The organism is Thioclava sp. JE_KL1 (assembly GCF_009296265.1).
Classification (GTDB): Bacteria; Pseudomonadota; Alphaproteobacteria; order Rhodobacterales; family Rhodobacteraceae; genus Thioclava.
Genome location: NZ_WBJS01000005.1, coordinates 155,903 through 179,556, shown reverse-complemented (window position 1 = coordinate 179,556; position 23,654 = coordinate 155,903). Strand labels below are relative to the sequence as shown.

The 23,654-nt window shown below is 62.8% G+C and carries 21 protein-coding genes and 2 tRNA genes; 10 read left to right on the top strand and 13 right to left on the bottom strand.

Annotated features, from left to right (window positions below; translation table 11 throughout):
- Position 1: 1 nt before the first annotated feature.
- Positions 2-86, bottom strand: a tRNA-Leu gene (locus F8R15_RS10870).
- 160 nt (positions 87-246) lie between these two features.
- On the opposite strand from F8R15_RS10870, the gene F8R15_RS10865 reads away from it, so the two are divergent.
- The 8 genes from F8R15_RS10865 (at position 247) to mtgA (ending at position 11,542) form a co-directional block, all read left to right on the top strand.
- The gene (locus F8R15_RS10865; protein WP_152844583.1) at positions 247-1,233 is read left to right on the top strand and encodes a complex I NDUFA9 subunit family protein; all 987 of its coding nucleotides are present in this window, start codon (positions 247-249) and stop codon (positions 1,231-1,233) included.
- A 57-nt stretch (positions 1,234-1,290) separates the two neighbouring features.
- Positions 1,291-2,088, top strand: coding sequence for an undecaprenyl-diphosphate phosphatase (locus tag F8R15_RS10860; protein ID WP_078523332.1), 798 nt, complete (start codon positions 1,291-1,293; stop codon positions 2,086-2,088).
- A 217-nt stretch (positions 2,089-2,305) separates the two neighbouring features.
- The gene (locus F8R15_RS10855) at positions 2,306-3,739 is read left to right on the top strand and encodes an NAD(P)-dependent oxidoreductase (RefSeq protein WP_078541530.1); all 1,434 of its coding nucleotides are present in this window, start codon (positions 2,306-2,308) and stop codon (positions 3,737-3,739) included.
- Between the two features lie 35 nt (positions 3,740-3,774).
- Complete coding sequence (locus F8R15_RS10850) at positions 3,775-4,530, top strand: hypothetical protein (RefSeq protein WP_216644121.1); 756 nt, start codon at positions 3,775-3,777, stop codon at positions 4,528-4,530.
- Entirely contained in the window at positions 4,527-9,065 is a 4,539-nt protein-coding gene (gltB, locus tag F8R15_RS10845; RefSeq protein ID WP_152844582.1) for a glutamate synthase large subunit, read from the top strand. The genes F8R15_RS10850 and gltB overlap by 4 nt, the downstream gene beginning before the upstream one ends.
- A 76-nt stretch (positions 9,066-9,141) precedes the next feature.
- Positions 9,142-9,717, top strand: a complete 576-nt coding sequence (locus F8R15_RS10840; RefSeq protein WP_172976209.1) for a DUF1269 domain-containing protein — start codon at positions 9,142-9,144, stop codon at positions 9,715-9,717.
- Between the two features lie 129 nt (positions 9,718-9,846).
- Positions 9,847-10,764: a Hint domain-containing protein gene (locus F8R15_RS10835; protein ID WP_152844580.1), complete on the top strand. Its 918-nt coding sequence runs from the start codon at positions 9,847-9,849 to the stop codon at positions 10,762-10,764.
- A 31-nt stretch (positions 10,765-10,795) separates the two neighbouring features.
- The gene (mtgA, locus tag F8R15_RS10830) at positions 10,796-11,542 is read left to right on the top strand and encodes a monofunctional biosynthetic peptidoglycan transglycosylase (RefSeq protein WP_152844579.1); all 747 of its coding nucleotides are present in this window, start codon (positions 10,796-10,798) and stop codon (positions 11,540-11,542) included.
- Here mtgA and F8R15_RS10825 read toward each other — a convergent pair whose 3' ends face one another.
- Genes F8R15_RS10825 through F8R15_RS10810 form a run of 4 tightly spaced genes read right to left on the bottom strand, consistent with a single transcriptional unit; the run spans position 11,543 to position 15,333 of the window.
- Positions 11,543-12,109, bottom strand: coding sequence for a DUF3833 domain-containing protein (locus tag F8R15_RS10825; protein ID WP_152844578.1), 567 nt, complete (start codon positions 12,107-12,109; stop codon positions 11,543-11,545).
- A gap of 1 nt (position 12,110) precedes the next feature.
- On the bottom strand, positions 12,111-13,274 hold the full coding sequence (locus F8R15_RS10820) for a cyclopropane-fatty-acyl-phospholipid synthase family protein (protein ID WP_152844759.1): 1,164 nt from the start codon (positions 13,272-13,274) through the stop codon (positions 12,111-12,113).
- On the bottom strand, positions 13,274-14,026 hold the full coding sequence (locus F8R15_RS10815; protein ID WP_152844577.1) for a DUF1365 domain-containing protein: 753 nt from the start codon (positions 14,024-14,026) through the stop codon (positions 13,274-13,276). Before F8R15_RS10815 ends, F8R15_RS10820 begins: the two co-directional genes overlap by 1 nt.
- Positions 14,023-15,333, bottom strand: a complete 1,311-nt coding sequence (locus tag F8R15_RS10810; RefSeq protein WP_152844576.1) for an NAD(P)/FAD-dependent oxidoreductase — start codon at positions 15,331-15,333, stop codon at positions 14,023-14,025. Before F8R15_RS10810 ends, F8R15_RS10815 begins: the two co-directional genes overlap by 4 nt.
- Positions 15,334-15,523: 190 nt before the next feature.
- On the opposite strand from F8R15_RS10810, the gene F8R15_RS10805 reads away from it, so the two are divergent.
- Together F8R15_RS10805 and F8R15_RS10800 are read left to right on the top strand one after the other, a co-directional pair.
- Positions 15,524-16,111: a sigma-70 family RNA polymerase sigma factor gene (locus F8R15_RS10805; RefSeq protein ID WP_253732528.1), complete on the top strand. Its 588-nt coding sequence runs from the start codon at positions 15,524-15,526 to the stop codon at positions 16,109-16,111.
- Entirely contained in the window at positions 16,108-16,746 is a 639-nt protein-coding gene (locus tag F8R15_RS10800; protein ID WP_152844574.1) for a ChrR family anti-sigma-E factor, read from the top strand. The genes F8R15_RS10805 and F8R15_RS10800 overlap by 4 nt, the downstream gene beginning before the upstream one ends.
- 4 nt (positions 16,747-16,750) lie before the next feature.
- Here the strand turns inward: F8R15_RS10800 and F8R15_RS10795 are convergent, their stop codons facing one another.
- The 8 genes from F8R15_RS10795 to leuB form a co-directional block, all read right to left on the bottom strand.
- Positions 16,751-17,659 (bottom strand): glycosyltransferase, encoded by a 909-nt coding sequence (locus tag F8R15_RS10795; protein WP_152844573.1) that lies wholly within the window; start codon positions 17,657-17,659, stop codon positions 16,751-16,753.
- Positions 17,660-17,665: 6 nt separating this feature from the next.
- Positions 17,666-18,535, bottom strand: a complete 870-nt coding sequence (gene rfbA, locus F8R15_RS10790; RefSeq protein WP_152844572.1) for a glucose-1-phosphate thymidylyltransferase RfbA — start codon at positions 18,533-18,535, stop codon at positions 17,666-17,668.
- The gene (rfbD, locus tag F8R15_RS10785; RefSeq protein WP_152844571.1) at positions 18,532-19,377 is read right to left on the bottom strand and encodes a dTDP-4-dehydrorhamnose reductase; all 846 of its coding nucleotides are present in this window, start codon (positions 19,375-19,377) and stop codon (positions 18,532-18,534) included. Before rfbD ends, rfbA begins: the two co-directional genes overlap by 4 nt.
- Positions 19,374-20,411 (bottom strand): dTDP-glucose 4,6-dehydratase, encoded by a 1,038-nt coding sequence (rfbB, locus tag F8R15_RS10780; RefSeq protein ID WP_152844570.1) that lies wholly within the window; start codon positions 20,409-20,411, stop codon positions 19,374-19,376. Before rfbB ends, rfbD begins: the two co-directional genes overlap by 4 nt.
- Positions 20,408-20,980 carry a dTDP-4-dehydrorhamnose 3,5-epimerase gene (gene rfbC, locus F8R15_RS10775; RefSeq protein WP_152844569.1) on the bottom strand — a complete coding sequence of 191 codons (573 nt, stop codon included), beginning with the start codon at positions 20,978-20,980 and terminating at the stop codon, positions 20,408-20,410. Before rfbC ends, rfbB begins: the two co-directional genes overlap by 4 nt.
- Before the next feature lie 99 nt (positions 20,981-21,079).
- A tRNA-Pro gene (locus F8R15_RS10770) sits at positions 21,080-21,156 on the bottom strand.
- 52 nt (positions 21,157-21,208) lie between these two features.
- On the bottom strand, positions 21,209-22,186 hold the full coding sequence (locus F8R15_RS10765) for a DMT family transporter (RefSeq protein WP_078570625.1): 978 nt from the start codon (positions 22,184-22,186) through the stop codon (positions 21,209-21,211).
- 116 nt (positions 22,187-22,302) lie between these two features.
- Positions 22,303-23,406, bottom strand: a complete 1,104-nt coding sequence (leuB, locus tag F8R15_RS10760; RefSeq protein ID WP_078541515.1) for a 3-isopropylmalate dehydrogenase — start codon at positions 23,404-23,406, stop codon at positions 22,303-22,305.
- Positions 23,407-23,654: the final 248 nt, after the last annotated feature.

Genomic DNA, 23,654 nt, shown 5'->3' with positions numbered 1-23,654 from the left:
ATGGTGCCCAGGAGAGGACTCGAACCTCCACGCCTTGCGGCACACGGACCTGAACCGTGCGCGTCTACCAATTCCGCCACCTGGGCAGGTGTCGTGGAGCGCGAGATACATAGCGGCGCTGGGACTGTCAACGGGGATCGACACGAAAAATTCGCAAGCTTCGACTCTTCGGGTCTTTGGCCTTGTTCCCGCGGGGGCGAGGCGGTAATCAAAGAACGAAATTCTTGCAAGGAAAGGCCTCTGCCCATGTCCAAGCTGGTTACGATCTACGGCGGTTCGGGGTTCGTCGGGCGCTATATCGCGCAGCGCATGGCAAAGGACGGTTGGCGGATTCGCGTTGCGGTCCGGCGTCCGAACGAGGCGCTCTTCGTCAAACCCTATGGTGCGGTCGGGCAAGTCGAGCCGGTCTTCTGCAACATTCGCGACGATGCCAGCGTGCGCGCGGCAATGCAGGGCGCGGATGCGGTGATCAACTGCGTCGGTATTCTCGTCAATGAAGGCAAGAACAAGTTCGGCGCCGTGCAGGCCGAAGGTGCGGGCCGCGTGGCGCGTATCGCCGCAGAGATGGGTGTGCCGAAACTGGTGCAGATCTCGGCCATCGGCGCCAATCCCGACAGCGAGAGCGAATACGCCCGCACAAAGGCCGCAGGCGAGAAAGCGGTGCTGGATGCCTATCCGCAAGCCGTGATCCTGCGTCCCTCCATTATTTTCGGCAACGAGGACGGGTTCTTCAACAAATTCGCCTCGATGTCGCGCTTCAGCCCGATCCTTCCGATCACCGGCGGTCACACGAAATTCCAGCCGGTCTTCGTCGACGACGTGGCGAAGGTCGCGGTGATGGCAGCGGACGGGAAAGTCTCGCCCGGCACCTATGAACTCGGCGGGCCGGATGTGGAGACGTTCCACGACCTGATGAAGCAGATGCTGACGGTGATTCACCGTCGTCGTCTCGTGCTGTCGCTGCCCCGCTGGGTCGCGAGCATCCTCGGCGGCGTCTTCGATCTGGGGCAAGTCGTCACCGGCGGCCTGTTCACGAACCGCATTCTCACGCGCGATCAAGTGAAGAACCTGCAAGCTGACAATGTCGTGTCCGAGGGCGCGAAAGGCTTCTCCGATCTCGGAATCCAGCCTATGGCAATGGAAGCGGTGATGCCCGGCTACCTGTGGCGCTTCCGCCCCGGTGGGCAATATGACGACATCAAAGCTTCGGCGAAGAACCTTCGCAAGACATAACCCCCTCCTTCCTCCCCGGTGCCGCTTGCGGCGCCTCTCTGACCTAGGCGGTATTTCTTGAGCTATCTGAACGACGTTCTGCTCGGTGTGATCGAAGGGATCACCGAGTTCCTCCCGATTTCGAGCACTGGCCACCTGATCCTGGCCGAACATTGGCTTGGCACGCGCTCGGATACCTACAATATCGTCATTCAGGCCGGGGCGATCCTTGCCGTAACGCTGATCTATTGGCGTCGCCTGATGGAGCTTCTGTTCAACTGGCGCAATCCAGAGAACCGCGACTATCTCGCGAAGCTGACCGTCGCCTTCCTGATCACCGCCGTTCTGGGCCTGATCGTGAAGAAGATGGGCTTCGAGTTGCCGACAACGATCCAGCCCGTCGCCTGGGCCTTGGTGATTGGCGGTTTCTGGATGCTCTTTGCGGAACGCGTCGCGGATCGGCAGGCCGATAACAGCCAGATTTTCTGGCGCGTCGCGATTGCGGTCGGGATTGCGCAGATCGTGGCCGGGGTCTTTCCGGGCACTTCGCGCTCGGCCACGACGATTTTCGTGGCGATGCTCCTGGGCACCTCGAACCGCGCGGCGGCGACCGAATTCGCCTTCCTCGTCGGCATTCCCACCATGTACGCGGCGAGCGGTTACGAATTGCTCAAGCAGCTCAAGGACGGGACCGGCGGCAACGAGGATTGGGCCGGGCTCGGCATCGCTTTCGTCGTTTCGACCGTCACGGCCTTCGTCGCGGTGAAATGGCTCCTTGGCTATATTCAGGGGCACCGTTTCACCATCTTCGCGATCTACCGGATCATCTTCGGCGGGCTCCTGCTGAGCCTTGCAGCGGTCGGTGTGCTAGGCTGACGAAGGCGAATCGCTTTTCGGCAGCGCGCCATCCTCAAGAAAATCAGGGCAAAGCAGCGATAAAGTAAACGAAGCTGACCTATTTTGAGCGAATTTGAGATGCCTTCTCGTGCGCCTCTCGCAAAAAATGCACATTTAGGTCAGCCTTGCTTACTTTTATTGCTGTGGCAGGCAGTGTAGTCATGCGCACCCACCGGTTTTCTAGGGAGGCGCCACAATGGCCAAGCAACCGATGCTCAAGTTCGTCAAGACGGCGAAAGAGATGCCTCAGAAGCGCGACGCGAACGTGCGCTCCCATGATTTCAACGAAATCTATCGCGAATACGCGGCTGAGAAGGCCGCCGAGCAGGCGAGCCGCTGCAGCCAGTGCGGCGTGCCCTATTGCCACACGCATTGCCCGCTCCATAACAACATCCCCGACTGGCTCCGCCTGACCGCCGAAGGCCGTCTACAGGAAGCCTACGAGATGTCGCAGGCCACCAACACTTTCCCGGAAATCTGCGGCCGCATCTGCCCGCAGGACCGTCTGTGCGAAGGCAACTGCGTGATCGAACAGTCGGGCCACGGCACCGTCACCATCGGCGCAGTCGAGAAATACATCACCGACACCGCCTTCGACATGGGCTGGGTGAAGCCGATCAAACCGGCGACCGAGCGTGCCGAAAGCGTCGGCATCATCGGAGCGGGCCCGGGCGGTCTGGCGGCCGCCGACGCGCTGCGCCGTGCCGGCGTGCAGGTCACGGTCTATGACCGTTACGACCGCGCGGGCGGCCTGATGACCTACGGCATCCCCGGCTTCAAGCTGGAGAAAGACATCGTTATGCAGCGCGTGAAGCAGCTGGAAGATGGCGGCGTCGAATTCGTGCTGAACTGCAATGTCGGCACCGATATTTCCTTCGACGCGATCCGCGGCAAGCATGACGCGGTGCTGATCGCGACGGGCGTCTACAAGACCCGCGAGCTGACTGATGAGGGCGCAGACGCTGCGGGCATCGTGCGCGCGATCGACTATCTCACCGCCTCGAACCGCAAGAGCTTCGGCGACGACGTGGCCGAGTTCGAAGACGGCACGCTGAACGCGGAAGGCAAGCGCGTCATCGTCATCGGCGGCGGCGACACCGCGATGGACTGCGTGCGTACCGCGATCCGTCAGGGCGCCAAGTCGGTGAAATGTCTCTATCGCCGTGACCGCGCGAACATGCCGGGCTCGCAGCGCGAAGTGCAAAATGCCGAGGAAGAGGGCGTGGAATTCGTCTGGCTCTCCGCCCCCGCGGCCTTCTCGGGCAACCCGGTCACCAACTGCTCGGTGCAGCAGATGCGTCTGGGCGCGCCGGATGCTTCGGGCCGTCAGAGCCCCGAGAAGATCGAAGGCGGCATCTATGACGAAGAGGCCGATCTGGTGATCAAGGCGCTCGGCTTCGAGCCCGAAGACTTGCCCGGCGCTTGGGAAGCCGACGATCTGGAGACCACCCGCTGGGGCACCGTGAAGGCCGAATTCGGCACCCACGCGACCTCGATCCCGGGTGTCTATGCGGTCGGCGACATCGTGCGCGGCGCAAGCCTCGTCGTCTGGGCGATCCGAGACGGGCGCGAAGCGGCGGGCTCGATCCTGCGCTATCTCGAAAACGTGGCGGCGGTGGCGGCGGAGTGATCCGCGCCCTGCCGATCTGAAAAGGAATGCATGCGATGCGGTCGAATTTTCTCGGCATGGCGATCTGCGGGGGGCTGTTCAGCGCCCTGCCCGCCCATGCCGCCGAATTCAAACCGCCGCAGGGCTGCGAGGTCTTCATGACCGTGCAGATGCATAACTGTCAGGTGGCCAATTACTACCGCTGCGCCGCCGATCCCGAGGGCGATCTCTGGACCGCCTTCGCCGATGGCGAGGGCATCTATTACCTGAGCCATATCGATGCCGAGACGCGCTGGCTTGAAAGCGTGTCGACCGATGACGGCGAGATCGAGATGCTCGATCCGGGCGCGTCGAAGGATGCTCCCTCGTTCTCGGCGCTCCTGTCGGACGGCAAGGACGATTACGATTTCGTCACGCGCTCGAATTACCGGGGTCTGCGCCGCTATGTCGGCAGCGATACCCTCACGGGCAAGTCGGTCAGCATCGACGAGGTCCCGCTCGAGACGATCACCTTTGATCTGCGCGAGGATGACCAGAACGGCCAGACCGTCGCGACCCGCACCGGCACGCAATATATCTCGCGCAAGTATCGCGTGTTTTTCAGCGGCGCGGAGCGGTTCGAGAACGATCAGGGCGACGTCGTGAGCTATGACGACAGCCCCGTGCGCTTCGACTTTCCCGGCGATCCCGGTTTCTCGACCGAGACGCCCGAATATGACTGCGACCTGATGATGACGCAGGCCGATCTTCGGCCCACGCACGTCAGCCTCGCCCCCCTTTCCCGCTCTTTCTCCAAGGAGGCACTGCAATGACCAAATATGACGAAGCCTGGGTGGCCGCCGAGGAAGCGAAACGCCAGTGGATGAACGAGAATTCACTGTGGAAGGAAGAAGACGAGAAGGCGTCCTGCGGCGTCGGCCTCGTGGTGTCGATCGACGGCAAGGCCTCGCGCCGCGTCGTGGAGAACGGCATCGACGCGCTGAAGGCGATCTGGCACCGCGGTGCGGTCGATGCCGACGGCAAGACCGGCGACGGCGCGGGCATCCACGTCCAGATTCCCGCCCCCTTCTTCTATGACCAGATCCGTCGCACCGGCCACGAGCCGGACATGGAGAAAATGGTCGCCGTCGGTCAGGTCTTCCTGCCGCGCACCGATTTCGGCGCGCAGGAGCGCTGCCGTACGATCGTGGAATCCGAAGTTCTGCGGATGGGTCACTACATCTACGGCTGGCGCCACGTTCCGGTGAACACCGAAGTGCTGGGCGAGAAGGCCAATTCGACCCGCCCCGAGATCGAGCAGATCCTGATCCGCAACGACAAGGATATCGACGAGGAGCAGTTCGAACGCGAGCTCTACATCATCCGCCGCCGCATCGAGAAAGCGGCAATCGCGGCGCAGATCAACGGGCTCTACATGTGCTCACTGTCGTGCCGCTCGATCATCTACAAGGGCATGATGCTGGCTGAGCAGGTCGCGGAATTCTATCCCGACCTGAAGGATGAGCGCTTCGAGTCCGCCTTCGCGATCTATCACCAGCGCTATTCCACCAACACCTTCCCGCAATGGTGGCTGGCGCAGCCCTTCCGGATGCTGGCGCATAACGGCGAGATCAACACGATCAAGGGCAACACCAACTGGATGAAGAGCCATGAAATCCGCATGGCCTCCTCGGCCTTTGGCGACAGCGCCGAAGACATCAAGCCGATCATCCCGGCGGGGGCGTCCGACTCCGGCGCGCTCGATGCGGTGTTCGAACTGATGGTCCGCTCGGGCCGCAACGCGCCGATGGTGAAGACGATGCTCGTCCCCGAGCCGTGGTCGAAATCCACCGACACGATGCCGTCCGCGTGGCAGGACATGTATGCCTATTGCAACGCCGTGATGGAGCCGTGGGACGGTCCCGCCGCGCTGGCGATGACCGATGGTCGCTGGGTCTGTGGCGGTCTCGACCGTAACGGTCTGCGCCCGCTGCGCTATGTCATCACTGGCGACGGCGTTCTGATCGCAGGCTCGGAAGCCGGCATGGTGCCGGTCGACGAGGCGAGCGTTGTCGAGAAAGGCGCGCTTGGTCCGGGTCAGATGATCGCGGTCGATATGCGCGAGGGCAAGCTCTACCACGACACCGAAATCAAGGACAAACTGGCCGCCGCCCAGCCCTTCGGCGAATGGGTTGGCAAGGTCACCGATCTGAACGCGATCCTTGTGGACGTGCCGGAGAACCCGAGATTCGCGGGCGGTGAGCTGCGCAAGCGTCAGGTCGCGGCTGGCTATTCGGTCGAAGAGATCGAACAGATCCTCGCGCCGATGGCCGAGGACGGCAAGGAAGCCATCGCTTCGATGGGCGACGACACGCCGCCTGCGGTTCTGTCCAAGCAATACCGCCCGCTGAGCCATTTCTTCCGTCAGAACTTCAGCCAGGTGACCAACCCGCCGATCGACTCGCTTCGCGAAAGCCGGGTGATGTCGCTCAAGACGCGGTTCGGTAACCTCAAGAACGTGCTCGACGAGGATAGCTCGCAGACCGAGATCTGGATTCTCGAAAGCCCGTTCCTCGCGAATTCCGAATTCGATCACATGCTCAACGAATTCGGCGAGCAGGTAACGATCATCGACTGCACCTTCCCGGCCAATGCCGATCAGGAGGCGCTGCGCGAGGGTCTGACCCGGATCCGTCAGGAAGCCGAAGACGCGGTGCGCTCGGGTGCGCTCCATATCGTCCTGAGCGATGAAGAGCAGGACAAGGACAAGGTCGCGATGCCGATGATCCTCGCGACGAGCGCCGTGCATAGCTGGCTGACGCAGAAAGGCCTGCGGACCTTCTGCTCGATCAACGTGCGCTCGGCGGAATGTATCGACCCGCATTACTTCGCGGTGCTGATCGGCTCGGGCGCGACCACGGTGAACGCCTATCTCGCGCAGGACACGCTGGCCGACCGGATCGACCGCGGCCTGCTCGGCGGCACGCTCGTCGACGCGATGCGCAAATATCGCGACGCGATCGATGCGGGCCTGCTGAAGATCATGTCGAAGATGGGGATCTCGGTGATTTCCTCCTATCGCGGCGGTCTGAACTTCGAAGCCGTGGGTCTGTCGCGCGCGATGGTCGCGGAATATTTCCCCGGCATGCACTCGCGTATCTCCGGCATCGGTCTGCACGGCATCCAGCACGCACTGGAAGGTGTGCATGCCAAGGGCTGGAAAGGCGGTCAGGACGTTCTCCCGATCGGCGGCTTCTACAAGGCCCGCCGCACCGGCGAGTCCCATGCGTGGGGCGCGCAGTCGATGCACATGCTGCAATCGGCCTGTAACCGCGCGAGCTACGATCTGTGGAAGCAATACAGCTCGATGATGCGGGCGAACCCGCCGATCCATATCCGCGACATGCTGGATATCAAATCGCTGGGTAAGCCGGTGCCGATCGAAGAGGTCGAGTCGATCACCTCGATCCGCAAGCGCTTCGTGACGCCGGGCATGTCGCTGGGGGCGCTGTCGCCCGAGGCGCACAAGCTGTTGAACGTCGCGATGAACCGGATCGGCGCGAAGTCGGACTCGGGTGAAGGCGGGGAAGACCCGGCGCATTTCGTGCCCGAGCCCAACGGCGACAACCCGTCGGCGAAGATCAAGCAGGTGGCTTCGGGTCGTTTTGGTGTAACCGCCGAATACCTCAACCACTGTGAAGAGCTCGAGATCAAGGTCGCTCAGGGCGCGAAGCCCGGCGAGGGTGGCCAGCTTCCGGGGATGAAGGTCACCGACCTGATCGCGCGTCTGCGGCACTCGACCAAGGGCGTGACCCTGATCTCGCCGCCGCCGCACCACGACATCTACTCGATCGAAGACCTTGCGCAGCTGATCTACGACCTCAAGCAGATCAACCCGAAGGTCAAAGTGACGGTGAAGCTGGTGGCGTCCTCGGGCGTCGGCACGATCGCGGCCGGTGTCGCGAAGGCGAAGGCCGACATCATCCTGATCTCTGGCCACAACGGCGGCACGGGCGCATCGCCCGCGACCTCGATCAAATATGCCGGTCTCCCGTGGGAGATGGGTCTGACCGAGGCGCATCAGGTGCTCGCGATGAACAACCTGCGCGAACGCGTCACCCTGCGGACCGATGGCGGTCTGCGCACAGGCCGCGACATCGTCATGGCCGCGATGATGGGCGCCGAGGAATACGGCATCGGCACCGCCGCGCTGATCGCGATGGGCTGCATCATGGTCCGTCAGTGTCAGTCGAACACCTGCCCGGTGGGCGTCTGCACGCAGGACCCGGAGCTGCGCGCCAAGTTCACCGGCACGGCGGACAAGGTGGTGAACCTCATCACCTTCTACGCTCAGGAAGTACGCGAAATCCTCGCCTCTATCGGGGCACGTTCGCTCGACGAGGTGATCGGTCGCGCCGATCTTCTCAGCCAGGTGAGCCGTGGGTCCGCCCATCTCGACGATCTGGACCTCAATCCGCTCCTGATCACCGTCGATGGCTGGGACAAAATCGTCTACGACCGTTCGAAGCCGCGTAACTGGGTTTCGGACACGCTCGATGCGGAGATCATCAAGGATGGTCATCGCTTCTTCGAGGAGGGCGAGAAGATGCAGCTCTCCTACGCGGTGCGCAACACGCTGCGCACCATCGGGACGCGCGCTTCGAGCCATATCGTGAAGAACTTCGGGATGCGCAACGCGCTGCAGTCAGACCACCTGACGGTGAAGCTGACCGGCTCCTGCGGTCAGTCGCTGGGCGCTTTTGCAGCCCCGGGGCTGAAGATCGAAGTGTCGGGCGATGCCAACGACTATGTCGGCAAGGGTCTCTCGGGCGGCATGATCGTCGTGCGTCCGCCGATGGCCTCGCCGCTGGTGGCGTCGGAGAACACGATCATCGGCAACACCGTGCTTTACGGTGCGACCGAGGGTCATCTGTTCGCGGCGGGCCGCGCAGGCGAACGCTTCGCGGTGCGCAACTCGGGTGCGAAAGTGGTGATAGAGGGCTGCGGCTCCAACGGCTGTGAATACATGACCGGCGGCGTCGCGGTGATCCTCGGCTCGATTGGCCCCAACTTCGGTGCGGGCATGACGGGCGGGATGGCCTATCTCTACGATCCGGACAACACGGCGGAAGAGCTGATCAATCTCGAAAGCCTCGTCACCTGCGGGCTGGGCCACGAGCATTGGGAAGCCGAGCTGAAAGGCCTGATCGAGCGTCACGTCGCCGAGACGGGCTCGCGCAAAGGGGCCGATATTCTCCAGCACTGGGAGACCGAGAAGGCGAACTTCCTGCAGGTCTGCCCGAAGGAGATGCTGGCGCATCTGTCCTACCCGCTCAGCGACGAACCGCAGGCGATGCCGGCGGAATAAGGGAACTCTTTCCCCGACGGAACCGTTTCAGAGGGCGAAGCACATGCTTCGCCCTTTGTTCTGTCTGGAGGTAACGATGTCCGAACTGTTGGTGATGGCGCATGAAACCGAGGCCGCGGGTTTCGCGACGCGCGAGGAACTCAGAGAACTGGAAAGAGAAGGATTTTTCCGGTCGCAGGACATTGTTGTCGTGACCCGCGACGCAAGCGGCGAGATTAACGTTCATGAAAACAGCAACACAATGGCGCTTGGCGCGATCGGTGGCGCTGTCTGGGGCGGGCTGCTTGGGCTCGTCTTCCTGTCGCCGATCGTCGGCGCGGCAATCGGTGCGGGCGCGGGCGCTGTGTCCGGCAAGTTCACCGACCTCGGGCTGAACGACTCTTTCCTGCGCGAAGCGGGCGAGAGCTTGCCGCAAGGCGGCTCGGCTGTGTTCATCTTGCTTAAGAAGGGCACCGCTGCAGAGGTCCTCGACCGGATGAAAACGCTGGGCCATGCAAGCGGTCGCGTGCTGCAGATTCCCTTGCCGGAAGATTTCCACGAACGGCTCGAGTCCGCCCTGTCTTCGGGGGGCACCACAGCCTTCACCGGCGAGGAAATCACCGAAGGTGCCACCGGAAATCTCGCGCGGATGGTGGGCCCCTCTGCCCTCTGAACGCGCTGTGACCGGGATGTCACTCTTTAACCCGTAGTTAACTTTGCGCCCCACAGGCGCCTTTGTGTCGCCCTGATCTCTGCTTACCAGTAACGAATAATTTATAATAACGTTACTCGAGCAGCAAAAATGGCAACCTATTACGACCAGTTCTACATCATGGATCCGGGCAGTCCGCCCGCTGCGGGCACGGCGCTTTCACCGTCGACATATGAAATTGTCGATCGGAATAACGACAATTGGATTTCCAGCAGCAACAGTGCCCGCGACACGATCAACGGCCAACGCGTCGAAGATGTCTGGCGTGGCGACACGATCACCATCGAGCGTCCGAACGGCGTGCAAGAGACGATCACGGGCGACACGTTCTACCTGCGCGACGGGAGTGCCGTGTTCACGCCGTCCGATGGCACGATCCTCCACAACGCGACCTTCATCAGCTCCACCTATGTCACGCAGAGCACCCAAGCGCCGGTCGGCGATCTGGGGCCGGAATGTTTCCTCGCGGGGACGCGGATCGACACGCCCGACGGGCCGCGACTGGTGGAGCGGCTCAACGCCGGCGATCTTGTCATGACCCAGGATGACGGGCCGCAGCCTCTTCTCTGGACGGGTGGTCGGGTCTGTCGCGGCGTCGGGGCCTATGCGCCGATCCGGTTCGCGCCGGGGGCTATGGGAAATCGACGCGCTCTTTACGTGTCTCAACAACATCGGATGTTGCTGCGCGGCTGGCGCGCCGAGATCGCCTGCGCCCATAGCGAAGTTCTGGTCGCCGCCAAGCATCTCGTAAACGGCAATAGCATTCGGGTGGCTCCGCGCCCGCGCGTGCAGTACCGCCATCTGCTTTTCGCGCGTCATCACATCCTCATGGCCGAGGGCGCGCCGACCGAGAGCCTGTTTCCCGGCAACGTCGTCCTCGAAGACGACCACGGTATCGCGCGCGAAATACGCACCGCGTGGAAGCGGGTGTCAGATGCGCCGATCGAAACCATGGTAACCGCGCGACAGGTCGCGCGTGGACCGGAATTGGCGCTGCTTGTCGCTTGACCCTTCGGGGCACGCTGTGACTTATACGCACATGGCTAAGAGCAAGAAAAAACCGGGCCGAAAACCCGCCAAACGCAGCACGAAATCGAGTGTTTCCACCAGCATGCGCGCGCCCTTCCGCACCGCCCTGAAATGGGCGCTGCGGGGCGTGATGGGTCTCGTTGCGCTGGTGCTTGTCCTGATGGTCTTGTTCAAGTTCGTTAATCCGCCGACCACCTGGACGATGTGGAGCGAGCGGCAGCGTCTTGGCGCGGTCGATCAGAAATGGGTGCCGATCGAGGATATCGCGCCCGTGCTCGCTCGATCCGTCGTCGCCGCGGAGGACGCGAATTTCTGCAACCACTGGGGCTTCGACATGCGCGCGATCCGCAAGGCGATCGACGATGGCGCCAATCGCGGCGCTTCGACGATCACTCAGCAGACGGTGAAGAACGTGTTCCTCTGGCAGGGCCGAAACTGGCTGCGCAAGGCGCTGGAAGCGTCGATGACGCCGCTGGCCGAGGCGATCTGGGGCAAGAAGCGGATCCTGGAAATCTATCTTAACGTCGCCGAATTCGACGAAGGCGCGTTTGGTGTCGATGCTGCCGCGCATCGCTATTTCCGCACCACGCCCGACAAGTTGAGCGCCCGCCAATCCGCTTTGATCGCGGGCGTCCTGCCCGACCCGAAGGACCGTTCGGCGGCGAAGCCCGGCAGCTTCCTGTCGCGCCGCGCGCAGTCGATCATGGACGGCGCGGCGACGATCCAGAAGGACGGGCGCGCAAGCTGCTTCGAGTGATCACTCGGCCGGTTCGGTCATCGGGCGCATGACGGCGAACAGCTCCGCCACCTTGATCCCGAATTTGCGCATCTGCGACCGGTTCAGCAGCGTCCCGTCCGGCATCAGGTAAATCCAGTCGGTCACGTCGAGCACGTGGCCGCCCGCATCCTCGGGCAGCCGCAGCCGATAGCGCATCCGCAGCGCATTGCCCGACTGCTCCATCTCGGCGCGCCCTTCGATATCGTCGGCGGTCGAGCTGATCTCGCCATTCGGCCCGAACTGGATATTCCAGGCACGGCTTTGTCGCCGACCGGAGGCATATTCGAACTCCTCCTCGATCACGCCGCCATCATTGGTGAACCGCCCCGTCATCACGGCACGGAAGCGCGAGGTGACCCGACCGTCCGGCCCATAGATCATACCATGCGCCTCGACAGGGCCCTCGAAGGCCCGGCGAATGTCGAATTCCGGGCTCTCCGCCGCATAATCCGCCGACTTTTGCGCCGGGAAGGAGAAGAAGAAGTGCCGGATCAACAGACCCGCCAGGATCAAAACCGCAAGGGTGAAAAGCAATTTTAACAACATATTACGCCCTCGCATGTGCCAGTTGGACCTGCACCACATCGGTATGGCCGACCGCAAAGGCCGCCGCGCAGGCTTCGAGATAATAGGACCAGTTGCGCAGGAACTCCGGCCCGAAGCCAAGTTCGCTGGCCCGCGCGCTGCGCTCTTTCAGACGGGTGGCCCATTGCCGGCAGGTTTCGGCATAATCCTGTCCGAAGGCGAAGCTTTCCTTCACCGCCAGCCCGGCCTTCGCCGCCTGATCGCGGATCACCCCATCGGACAGAAGCATCCCGCCCGGGAAAGTGTATTGCCGGATAAAATCGGAAGTCTCGCGATATTTCGGAAAGTAGGAATCAGATACTGTAATGGCCTGAATCATCGCAGAGCCGCCCTCCGCCAGGCGATCTTTCACGGTTTGGAAATAGTTCGGCCAATAGCGCTCTCCGACCGCTTCGATCATCTCGATGGAGACGATATGATCGAATTTGCCGGGCGTGTGGCGATAGTCCTGCAACCGGATATCCGCCCGCCCATCGAGCCGCGCATCGGCGTAGCCTTTCTGGCTGGGCGAGATCGTGATGCCGGTGACATGACGCCCCTGCTCGGCCGCGCGTTCGGCGAAATGCCCCCAGCCGCAGCCGATCTCCAGCACCTGCTCCCCGCCGCCCATCTGATCGAGAATGCGGTCGAGCTTGCGGTTCTGCGCCCTGTGCAGATCGCTATCCCCCGGCGCGAAAAGAGCGGAGGAATAGCTCATCCCCTCATCCAGCCAGAGCTGGTAAAATTCGTTGCCCACGTCGTAATGCGCCCGGATGTTGCGCGATGCACCGCGCAGCGAGTTGGCCCGCATCAGCCGGTCGATCAGGCGGAACTTCAGGTTCGACCAGAAGCCCGCATAGGCGTAACCGTCGACGACATCGAGGTTCTTCAGCGCGAGCGACAGAAGCGCCTCAATCGAAGACGTCTCCCACAGCCCCGCGATATAGGCCTCGCCCAGCCCGACATCGCCGCGCGACGCCATCGCCACCACGGCCTGCCAGTCGCGGATTTCCATGTCGGCTTGCGGCTCCCCGCGACCGAAACTGCGCACGGTGCCGTCAGGCAGGCGCAGATGCAGCGTCCCCTGCTCGATCTTCTCGCAGGTCGCGAGGAATTCGCTGCGGATCCGGTTGGTCAGGAAAGGCATCATTGGCTGATCTCCTCGCTGGGGGGTGTGGGCCGCGAAAAGTAGCGGGCGCCTTTGAGCTTGAGCCGCAGGGCCTGCCAGTAGATCAGGCCGAGCGTGCGGATCGGGGTGAGCGGACGACGCAGCGCCATACCGAGAAGCGCCGCCGAAGTCAGTTTGCGGCGTTGGGTCGCGAGGGTGGCCACGACACCCTCCTCGCCATTTCGGTGATCGATGCGGATGCGGATGTGCTCGGCTCCGAGGTCGAAGCGGAACCGATATTCCCCGGCGATGGTCTGGAACGGGGAGACGTAGAAGATTTTCGCCGCGTGAAGCTCGGTTTCTGCTGAAATAGGGTCGAAATTTGGGGTAGCGCAGAGATAGGAGTGCCGATCGCCGAACGTGTTGTTCACCTCTGCGATCACGGCGCGCAGATCGTCTTGCGCATCATAGGCCAGCCAGAAATTCACCGGGTTGAACCCGGCCCCGAGGATCTTCGGCTGGGTCAGAAGCCGCAGCTGCGCGATCTCTGGCGCACCGTGACGCGAGAGCTGCTTGCGGACCCATTCGGCCCCCGCGCCGCGGCCGGGCGCCCCGCCGTAATCCTTGTCATGCACCGTCGCGAGGTTGCGTCCGCGGCGCGAGAAAATCCGCGGCCACGGGCCCGGCGCGTCGGGATCGATCATCACGTAGTCGACGTGATAGCGGAACTGGTGGGAAATCGCGCCCCGCCGCGCATGAACCGTATGACCGGGGCAGAACTCGCCGCTCATGCGGGCACCTTTTCGAAGTCGACCTGCGGCTGCGCCCCGCGATTGAGCTCGCGCGCCACCCGAACCGCCGAAGCAAACCCATCCTCGTGGAAACCATGGCGGAGCCATGCGCCCGCGAACCACGTCCGATTCAGGCCCTGTATCGACTGGATTTCGCCTTGCGCCTGTATCGCTGCGCGATCGAAGACCGGGTGCCAGAAGACCTCGTGATCGTAGATCGTCTCCTCGGCAATCGGCGCGTCGGGGTTCAGCGTGACGAAAAGCGGATCGATCTCGGGGATGTTTTGCAGCTTGTTCATCCAATAGGTCACGCCAAGCCGCGTCTCATTCGCGCGGGTCTGCGCCTGATAGACCCAGCTGGACCAGCACGCGCGTCGACGCGGCATCTGCGCCGCGTCGCGATGCAGATAGACGTCGTTGGGCTGATAGCGGACCGCCGAAAGCGCGGCCTGTTCCTCCGGGGTCGGCTTGGCCAGCAGCTTGAGCGCCTGATCGGAATGGGTGGCAATGATGACCTGATCGAACTGATCCGGGAGAGCCTTTTCCGCTGAAATAGTGACTGAATTGCGCTGCCTCTCGATCGCGGTGACCGGGGTGCCGGTGCGGAATTCGACGCCGCGAAGACGCAGGGCGGCCTCCAGCCGCTTAACATATTCGATCGATCCACCCGAGACCGTCCACCATTGATGCTGACCGGTCGCCGACAACAATGCGTGGTTCTCGAAAAAGCGCAGAAGGCTTTTCGCGGGGAACGCGCCGATCTGATCGGCAGGCGTGGACCAGATCGCCCCGCAGATCGGTAGCAGGTAATAGCGCCGGAACCATTCGCCCAAGTTCAGCTCGTTCAGCAGACCATCGATCGTCACGTCATCGCTTTGAGCGACAGAGACGGCCTTCGCGTTGAACTTCGCGATATCCGCGACCATCCGCAGAAAGCCCGGCCGGGCGAGGTTCCGCTTTTGTGCAACGAGACTGTTCAGGTCGCGCAAAGCATATTCGATCCGGCCCTGATCGATCGTCACGCCAAAGCTCATGTCGGATTTCTCGACCGGCACATCGAGCTCGGAGAACAGGCGCGTTAGATGCGGATAATTCGCGTAATTGAACACGATAAACCCGGTATCGACCGGCTGATCGCCGTTGCGCCCCGCAGTGATCGTGCGCGAATGCCCCCCAAGCCGCGTCTCCGCCTCGTAGATGGTAACGCGATTATGCGGAGCGAGTTGCCACGCCGCCGCCAGACCGGAAATCCCGGATCCGATGATCGCGATGCGTTGCGCATGTGGATGCAGGGCATCAAATGACATTCGAATTCTCCCAAGCTCTTGAAGGCGTAACGGTGCATATTACCGTTTGGATCAGAAGTTTTTTCGCATCGCATGTGAACCGCTATCTCATAAGCTGCGTATCGGTCACATGCTGAGAGATGCGACCATCAACTTCGACACCACAGGGACCCCGCCAATCGCGGCGGGTCAGGCCTTTGCCGGGAAGAGAATGGACGACAGGAAATCAGCGAAACCGACGCCCGAGGCGGCTTGCGAGCAGACCGATTGGCTCGTAGCCGTCCGTGACAAGCGTGACAAACTGGCCTTCGCGCGGCTCTATGATCACTTCTCGCCGCGACTGAAGGGGATGCTGGTACGGTCCGGCATGACGCAGGCGGCGGCGGAGGATGTGGTTCAGGACGTGATGCTCACGATCTGGCGGAAGGCACATCTTTACGACGAGACGCGGGCACGCGCCTCGGCATGGATTTACCGGATTGCGCGCAATCGACAGATTGATGTGATCCGAAGACGGCCCCGGCCCGTTCCAGACGAGCTGATCGCCGAGGCCGAGACGCGGGAAACCCGCGAGGCCGATGCGGCAATCGAGCTGGAACAGGAAGCGGCGCAGCTGCGTCAAGCGATCGAGGCACTGCCGGAAGCGCAGCGCGAGATCATCGAGCGGGCCTATGTGGGCGAACTCACACAGGCAGAAATACGCGAGGCGACGGGTCTCGCCCTTGGGACGATTAAATCGCGGATCCGGCTGGCGCTGGAGAAGCTTAGACACGAGTTAAGGGATCTGAGAGAAGAATGACCGAGATTACGCATCATTTGCCCGATTGGTTGGTACGGTCCTACGCGACCGGCTCGCTCGGTCATGCGTTTTCGCTGGTCGTGGCGGCGCATGTGAGCCAGTGCGACGAGTGTCGCGCACGGCTCGAAGCAGAGGAACTGGCGGGCGGGCTGGTTCTGGATGACCTGAAAGGCATGGCTCCCAGCGACGATTTGCGGCGACGTGTGTTTGACGGGTTGGACGACGACGATGCGATCGTCGCTGAGCAACCTGCGCGCGCCGGGATTTATCCGGGCGCCGTGGTCGAAGCGATGGGCGCCGACAGTCCGCGCTGGCGGGCCTTGGGCGGCGGCATCAAGCAAGCGATCCTGAGCGAGGATAAAGAAGGGTCGGCGCGGCTTCTCTATATTCCGCCGGGGATGGCGGTGCCGGATCACACGCATGGCGGGCTGGAATTGACGCTCGTGCTGCAGGGGTCCTTCTCGGACGAGACCGGCCGCTTTGGCGTCGGCGATGTGGAAGTGGCGGATGACGATCTCGATCACACGCCGATCGCGGGGATGGAGGATGTCTGCATCTGCCTCGCCGCCACCGATGCGCCGCTGAAGTTCAAGGGTCTTCTGCCGCGCTTGCTGCAGCCGATCTTCCGGATTTAAGACCCTAAATTCGCCGAAACACGGCCCCGATCCAAAGGGCTAGCGTAGCCGCCCGGCTTTGGCGATAGAGCCTCAGCCGGGCGAATTCTTTCAGGCGGGCCGGAAAAGTCGCGGCGCGCGCGCTTACAAATCGATCGAAGGTCACCCGGCTCTCGGGCGTGAACCGATGTGCAGATGCAGTGAGCGCTGCACATTGATCGTCGATCCAGCACCGCCAATCGCCGGACAGCATGCGCCTGAGTCGATAGACCTTGGCGGGGATTGTGGTGTTCGCCCCCTCTGCGTTGCCCCCGTGTTGGCGGTAAAGCAGCGTGGGCTCCACATCATAGGTGACCCGCGCGCCACACCCGGTGAACAGCTGATAGAGCCACCAGTCGTGACGCGGCGCGACCCGCAATTCGCGCGCCGCCGAGATGGCCAGTTCGGCCCCGGCCGGGTTCAGGAGAATGGTGTTTCCCGCCGCGATATTCTGCACCAGTGCATTACGGAAAGACGGCGGGCGAGTGTGTCGGACGGAGAGATGCTGGTCTTCCAGATTAGCGTTGCAGACCCAAGTCCGGCTGCAATAAAGCGCAGCTTCCCCCTCGCCCAATGCGGCAATCCCGCGTGCAAGCCGATCCGGCAGCCAGACATCATCCTGATCACAAAAGGCGATGCAGTCCTGTTGAGCACTGTCGATCCGCCGCAGCAGTGACAGGAAATTCCCCCCCGCGCTGATCCGTGGACCTCTCACGATCTGCACGTCATGGCTGCGCGCGAATTCCGCCAAGATGTCTTGGGCGGCGTCGGTTCGGCTGTCATCCCCGACGATCAGCCGCCAATCCCGATGCGTTTGCGCCGCGAGGCTTTCCAGTTGATCGCGCAGTTCCGGCCCCGGATCGCGTGTCGCCATCAGGATCGTGACCCGCGCCACGGTCGCTTACTCGATCAGGCGCAGCAAGTATTCGCCATAGCTGTTCTTGCCGAATTTCTTCGCGCGGTCGGCGAGTGCTTCGGCACTGATCCAGCCCTTCTCGAAAGCGATCTCGTCAGGCGAGCCGCTTTGCAGCCCCTGCCGCTCTTCCAACGTGCGCACGAAATTCCCCGCATCGAGCAGGCTGCCATGCGTTCCGGTGTCGAGCCAGGCAAAGCCCCGGCCCATCTGCGTGACCGAGAGCGCGCCGTCATGCAGGTAGGTTTCCAAAAGCGAGGTGATCTCCAACTCGCCGCGGGCGGAAGGGGTAATCGTCTTGGCGCGGTCCGGCGCAGTCTCGTCGAGAAAATAGAGCCCCGTGACCGCGAATTGCGAGGGCGGCACTTCGGGCTTCTCGATGATCGCACGCACGGTGCCGCTGTCGTCGAAATCCACCACGCCGTAGCGTTCGGGATCGCGGACGCGGTAGCCGAAGACGGTGCCGCCGCCTGTGGTCGCATTCGCCGCTTTGAGGATCTCGCCGAGACCCGCGCCGAAGAAGATGTTGTCGCCCAGAACCATCGCCGAAGGGCTGCCCGCGAGGAACTCTTCGGCCAGAAGATAGGCCTGCGCCAGACCGTCGGGCGAGGGCTGCGTGATATAGGTGAGGCTCAGCCCCCATTGGCTGCCATCGCCGAGCGTGCGGATGAACTGCTCCTGATCATGCGGCGTCGTGATCACCGCGATCTCGCGAATGCCGGCCAGCATCAGCGTGGTCAGCGGATAGTAGATCATCGGCTTGTCATAGACCGGCAGAAGCTGCTTCGAGACACCCATCGTGATCGGATAGAGCCGCGTGCCCGAGCCGCCCGCCAGAATGATCCCCTTGCGCGTCATGTCGCCCCCAATTCGGTCAAAATCTCGTCCAATCCCGCTTTCCAATCGGGTCTATTCAGGCCGAACACGGCCAGATCGCTGCAGTCGAGCCGCGAATTGAGCGGCCGTTTCGCAGGCGTCGGATAATCGGCGGTGGGGATATCCTCCACGCTCACGTCCCGCCCGGCCCGCGCGAAGATCTCCCGCGCGAAGCCCGCCCAGCTTACATCGGGAGAGCCTGAGAAATGGTAAACGCCGCTCTTCTCGGGCGCGCGCTGCAACTGCGTCGCTATCGTCAGGCAGGCCTCGGCGATGGCCCTGGCAGGTGTCGGTCCACCGATCTGGTCGGCGACGATGCTCAGGTGATCGCGGCTTTCCGACAGGCGCAGCATCGTCTTCACGAAGTTCCCGCCATGCGCCGAGAAGACCCAACTGGTGCGCAGAATCGCGAAGGGGCCACCCGTGGCGCGGATCGCTTCTTCGCCTGCCAGCTTTGTGCGGCCATAGGCGCCCAGCGGACCGGTCGGATCGGTGGGCTTGAACGGCGCGTCGCCCGAGCCGTCGAAGACGTAATCGGTGGAGATGTGAATGAGCGGGACACCGAGGTCGCAGCAGGCCTTGGCCATCGCGGCGGGCGCGTCACCGTTAACGGTTTGAGCGAGCGCCTCTTCTTCTTCAGCTTTGTCGACTGCCGTATAGGCGGCGGCGTTGATCACGGCCTCAGGCTTGGCCTCCCGGATCGCTTTCGCTGCGGCGCCGGGATCACGCAAATCGACCCTATTCCGGCCTAAAAGCGCCGCATCGGGCGCGAGGCGCTGTAGTTCCTGCGCGACTTGGCCGGTCTGTCCGAAGACGAGGATCATGCCTTGCCCAACCTTTCGCCGACGCCGTGCCGCTCCAGCAGCGGGCGCCACCAAACCTTGTTCTCGAGATACCAGCGCACGGTGCGCTCGAGCCCCTCCTCCACCGTCACGCTCGGGCGCCAGCCCAGCTCCTCACGGATGCGGGTCGGGTCGATCGCGTAGCGCGCATCGTGGCCGGGGCGGTCGGTGACGAAGGTGATCAGATCGGCATAGGGCGCGTCGCCCGGACGCAGCTTGTCGAGAATGGTGCAGATCGTCTGGACCAGTTCGAGGTTCGACCGCTCGTTCTCGCCGCCGATATTGTAGCTGCGACCCAAGGCGCCTTTCTCCAGCACCAAGAGCAGCGCATCGGCGTGATCCTCGACATAGAGCCAGTCGCGCACGTTCGAGCCGTCGCCATAGATCGGCAACGGTTTGCCCGCGAGCGCGTTCAGGATCACGACCGGGATCAGCTTTTCCGGGAAGTGATAGGGGCCGTAATTGTTCGAGCAATTGGTGAGCACGACCGGCAGGCCGTAGGTCTCGTGCCAGGCGCGCACGAGATGGTCCGAGCCCGCTTTCGAGGCGGAATAGGGACTGTTTGGCGCGTAGGGCGTCTCTTCGGTGAACTGGCCCGTGGGGCCGAGCGTGCCATAGACCTCATCGGTCGATATGTGGTGGAAGCGGAAGCTCTCGGGGCGGCCTTCACCCTCCCAGTAGGCACGCGCCGCCTGCAGCATGTTGTAGGTGCCCATCACGTTCGTCTCGATGAAGGCACCGGGGCCATCGATCGAGCGGTCGACATGGCTTTCGGCGGCGAGATGCATCACCGCGTCGGGCTTGTGGCGGGCGAAGATCGCCGTCAGCGCCTCGGGGTCGCGAATATCGGCCTTCTCGAAGGCGTAAAGCGGGCTGTCGGCGACGGGAGCGACATTCTCAAGGCAGGCGGCATAGGTCAGCGCGTCGAGGTTCACCACCTCATGGCCGCGCGAGACGGCGAGACGGACGACCGCGGACCCGATGAACCCGGCACCGCCGGTGACGAGAATCTTCATGCTGCGCCCTCCCAGGTAAAGGGACTATTGAGCGCGGAAAACAGAGGTGCCTCGGCGTCCTTGCCGGACAAAACAGGCTCTATTCCTGCGGAAAGCGGCCAGTCGATGCTCAGATCCGGGTCGTCCCAGCGGATCGCGCCTTCGCATTCGGGCGCGTAGTAATCCGAGCATTTGTAGACGATCTCTGTCCCCGGCTCGAGCGTGACGAACCCATGCGCAAAGCCCGCCGGGATCAGAAGCTGCTTGCCGTTCTCGAAGCTCAGCTCGGTTCCGAACCACTGGCCGTAGGTCGGGCTCCCTTTGCGGATATCCACCGCGACATCCCAGAGACGCCCGCGCCCGCAGCGCACGAGCTTCGCCTGCGCGTGCGGCGGGGCCTGAAAATGCAGCCCGCGCACCGTGCCCACGGCCTCCGAGACCGAATGATTGTCCTGCACAAACTCGATATCGATCCCGGCCTCGGTAAATCGCTTCGCCGAATAGCTCTCGGAGAAAAATCCGCGGTGATCGCCGAATCGCTTCGGGGTGATCAGCAGAACGCCGCTGAGGGGTGTTGGTTCGACCTGCATTCGCCTCGCCTGTGTTGCTTCGGGAAAGTTGTGCCAAAGCACGGCCCGAAAGGCCAGCGACATCGCTGGAAGCCAAGAAATCAGGGGAAATCGGGAAAATGGTCGGAGCGAGAGGATTCGAACCTCCGACCCCCTGCTCCCGAAGCAGGTGCGCTACCAGGCTGCGCTACGCTCCGACCGTGGGCGGGGAATTAGCCGCTTGTGCAGGGTTTTGCAAGGGGGTCTGAGTCAGCTTCTTGAATTGCGTGCACGAAGGCCCAAAACGCGACCCAGAAGCGACGATCGCGGGGCGGTGACGGTTTCGGACCGGCCCCTTGTGCGCAGAACCGGCTGGTTCTCGGAGACACGCGTCTCGCGGATGACGATGTAGATGCCAGACAGGATCACCACGCCCGCGCCGACGAGCGTCGGAATGTCCACGCTCTCGTGGAAGATGATCCAGCCGTAGAAGACCGCCCAGAGGATCTGCGAATATTGCATCGGCGCGACGATGGCGGCCTCGCCCGCGCGATAGGCGAGGATTTGCAGGAAGGAGGCGGTCAGGCCGAAGATCGCGATCACCGCCATGAGGCCCAGATCGCCGATCTGCAGCGGCTGCCAGACGAAGGGCAGAAGGATCGCCATGACGATCACATTGCCCAGAAGCGGCGAAAGCAGCAGCACGACGGAGCGCTCCTCGGAGCCAATCTTGCGCACGATGACCGACGCCAGCGAACCGGTGACTGCTGCCGTCATCGCCGCGAAATGGCCGGGTGCGAGATCCGCCTGACCGGGGCGCACCACGATCACCACGCCGATCAGGCCGAGGATGACAGCGGCCCAGCGGTGAATACCGACCTTCTCGCCCAAGATCGGGATCGAGAAGACGGTAACCAAGAGCGGCATTGCGAAGAGGAGCGGATAGACTTGCGCGAGCGGCAGGGTCGAGAAGGCGTAGAACGCACAAAGCCCGGTGACGACGGTGGTAAAGACCCGCCCGGCGACCCAGCCGGGATGAACCGGGCGCAGGCTTCCCCCGCGCTTGTCGTTGAGCAGGATGACCGAGAGCAGCGGGAAAGACAGGAGCGCCGCGAAGAACACGATCTGAACCGGGGAATAGGTCTGGCCCAGATGTTTGATGATGACGTCATGCGTGGCGAAAATCGCCATCGAGGTCAGGCCGAGGGACGCACCGCGTGCGTTTGATTTTCCGCCGAAATCGGGCATGGGAGGCTCCCGGTGTTATCGCTCACATCTTGAGCGGATGTTTGGGAGTTGCAAGGCCGCGGCATGAAAAAGGCGCGAGCTCGCGCCCGCGCCTTTCACAAAACTTGTCTCGTGGATCAGAGCGAGGCGTCGAGCGCTTCGATGATCTTGTCGCCCATCTCGGAGGTCGAGACCGGGGTGCCGCCTTCGGGGCCCATCAGGTCCGCGGTGCGCACGCCATCGGCCAGCACTTTCTCGATCGCGGTTTCCAGACGGGTCGCCTCGTCGCCCTGATCGAAGCTGTAGCGCAGCGCCATTGCGAAGCTGAGGATACAGGCGATCGGATTGGCCTTGCCCTGCCCCGCAATGTCGGGGGCCGAGCCATGCACGGGCTCGTACATCGCTTTCGGGCGACCATTCGCCATCGGCGCGCCGAGGCTTGCCGAGGGCAGCATCCCGAGCGAACCGGTCAGCATCGCGGCGCAGTCGGACAGGATATCGCCGAACAGGTTGTCGGTGACGATCACGTCGAACTGCTTGGGCGCGCGCACCAGCTGCATCGCGCCGTTATCCGCATACATGTGGCTCAGTTCGACTTCCGGATATTCCTCGCCGACGCGGGTCACGACCTCGCGCCAGAGGATGCCCGACTCCATCACGTTGGCTTTCTCCATCGAGCAGAGCTTCTTGTTGCGCTTCATCGCCAGCTCGAACGCGGCGCGGGCGGCGCGCTCGATTTCGGACTCGGTGTAGCGCTGGGTATTGATGCCGACGCGCTCGTTGCCTTCTTCGAAGATGCCGCGCGGTTCGCCGAAATAAACGCCCGAGGTCAACTCGCGCACGATCATGATGTCGAGGCCTGCAACCACGTCTTTCTTCAGCGAGGAGAAATCGGCCAGCGCGTCGAAGCATTGCGCGGGGCGCAGGTTGGCAAACAGGTCCATTTCCTTGCGCAGACGCAGAAGACCGCGCTCGGGCTTCACCGAGAAGTCGAGCACGTCGTATTTCGGACCGCCCACGGCGCCGAGCAGAACCGCGTCCACTTCCTGCGCCTTCGCCATCGTCTCATCGGCCAGCGGAACGCCGTGCTTGTCATAGGCCGCACCGCCCACGAGGTCTTCGCTGACATCGAAGGCGAGATCGCGCTTGGCACCGTACCAGTCGATGACTTTGCGAACCTCGGCCATGACTTCGGGGCCGATCCCGTCGCCGGGCAGGATGAGGATGGAGGGGTTGGACATGAGGATAATCTCCCAAGAAAACAGGGTCTCGAAGGGCGTATCCCCTGCCCGCCCCTTGGTCAAGCGGCACAGGTCGCGAAACCGTGTCTGGACGATCGGCAAGCGGTTGCCGAGGCTTCGGCGGGCTTTTGCGGATCGAGTGGTTGGCGAGTGGCCCCCGCACGCGTATGAGCGCATGCTAGAGTTTAGAGCAGGCAGACGATACATGAGGGCGAAATGAATCGCAGGGTATTGATCCTGGGAATGGG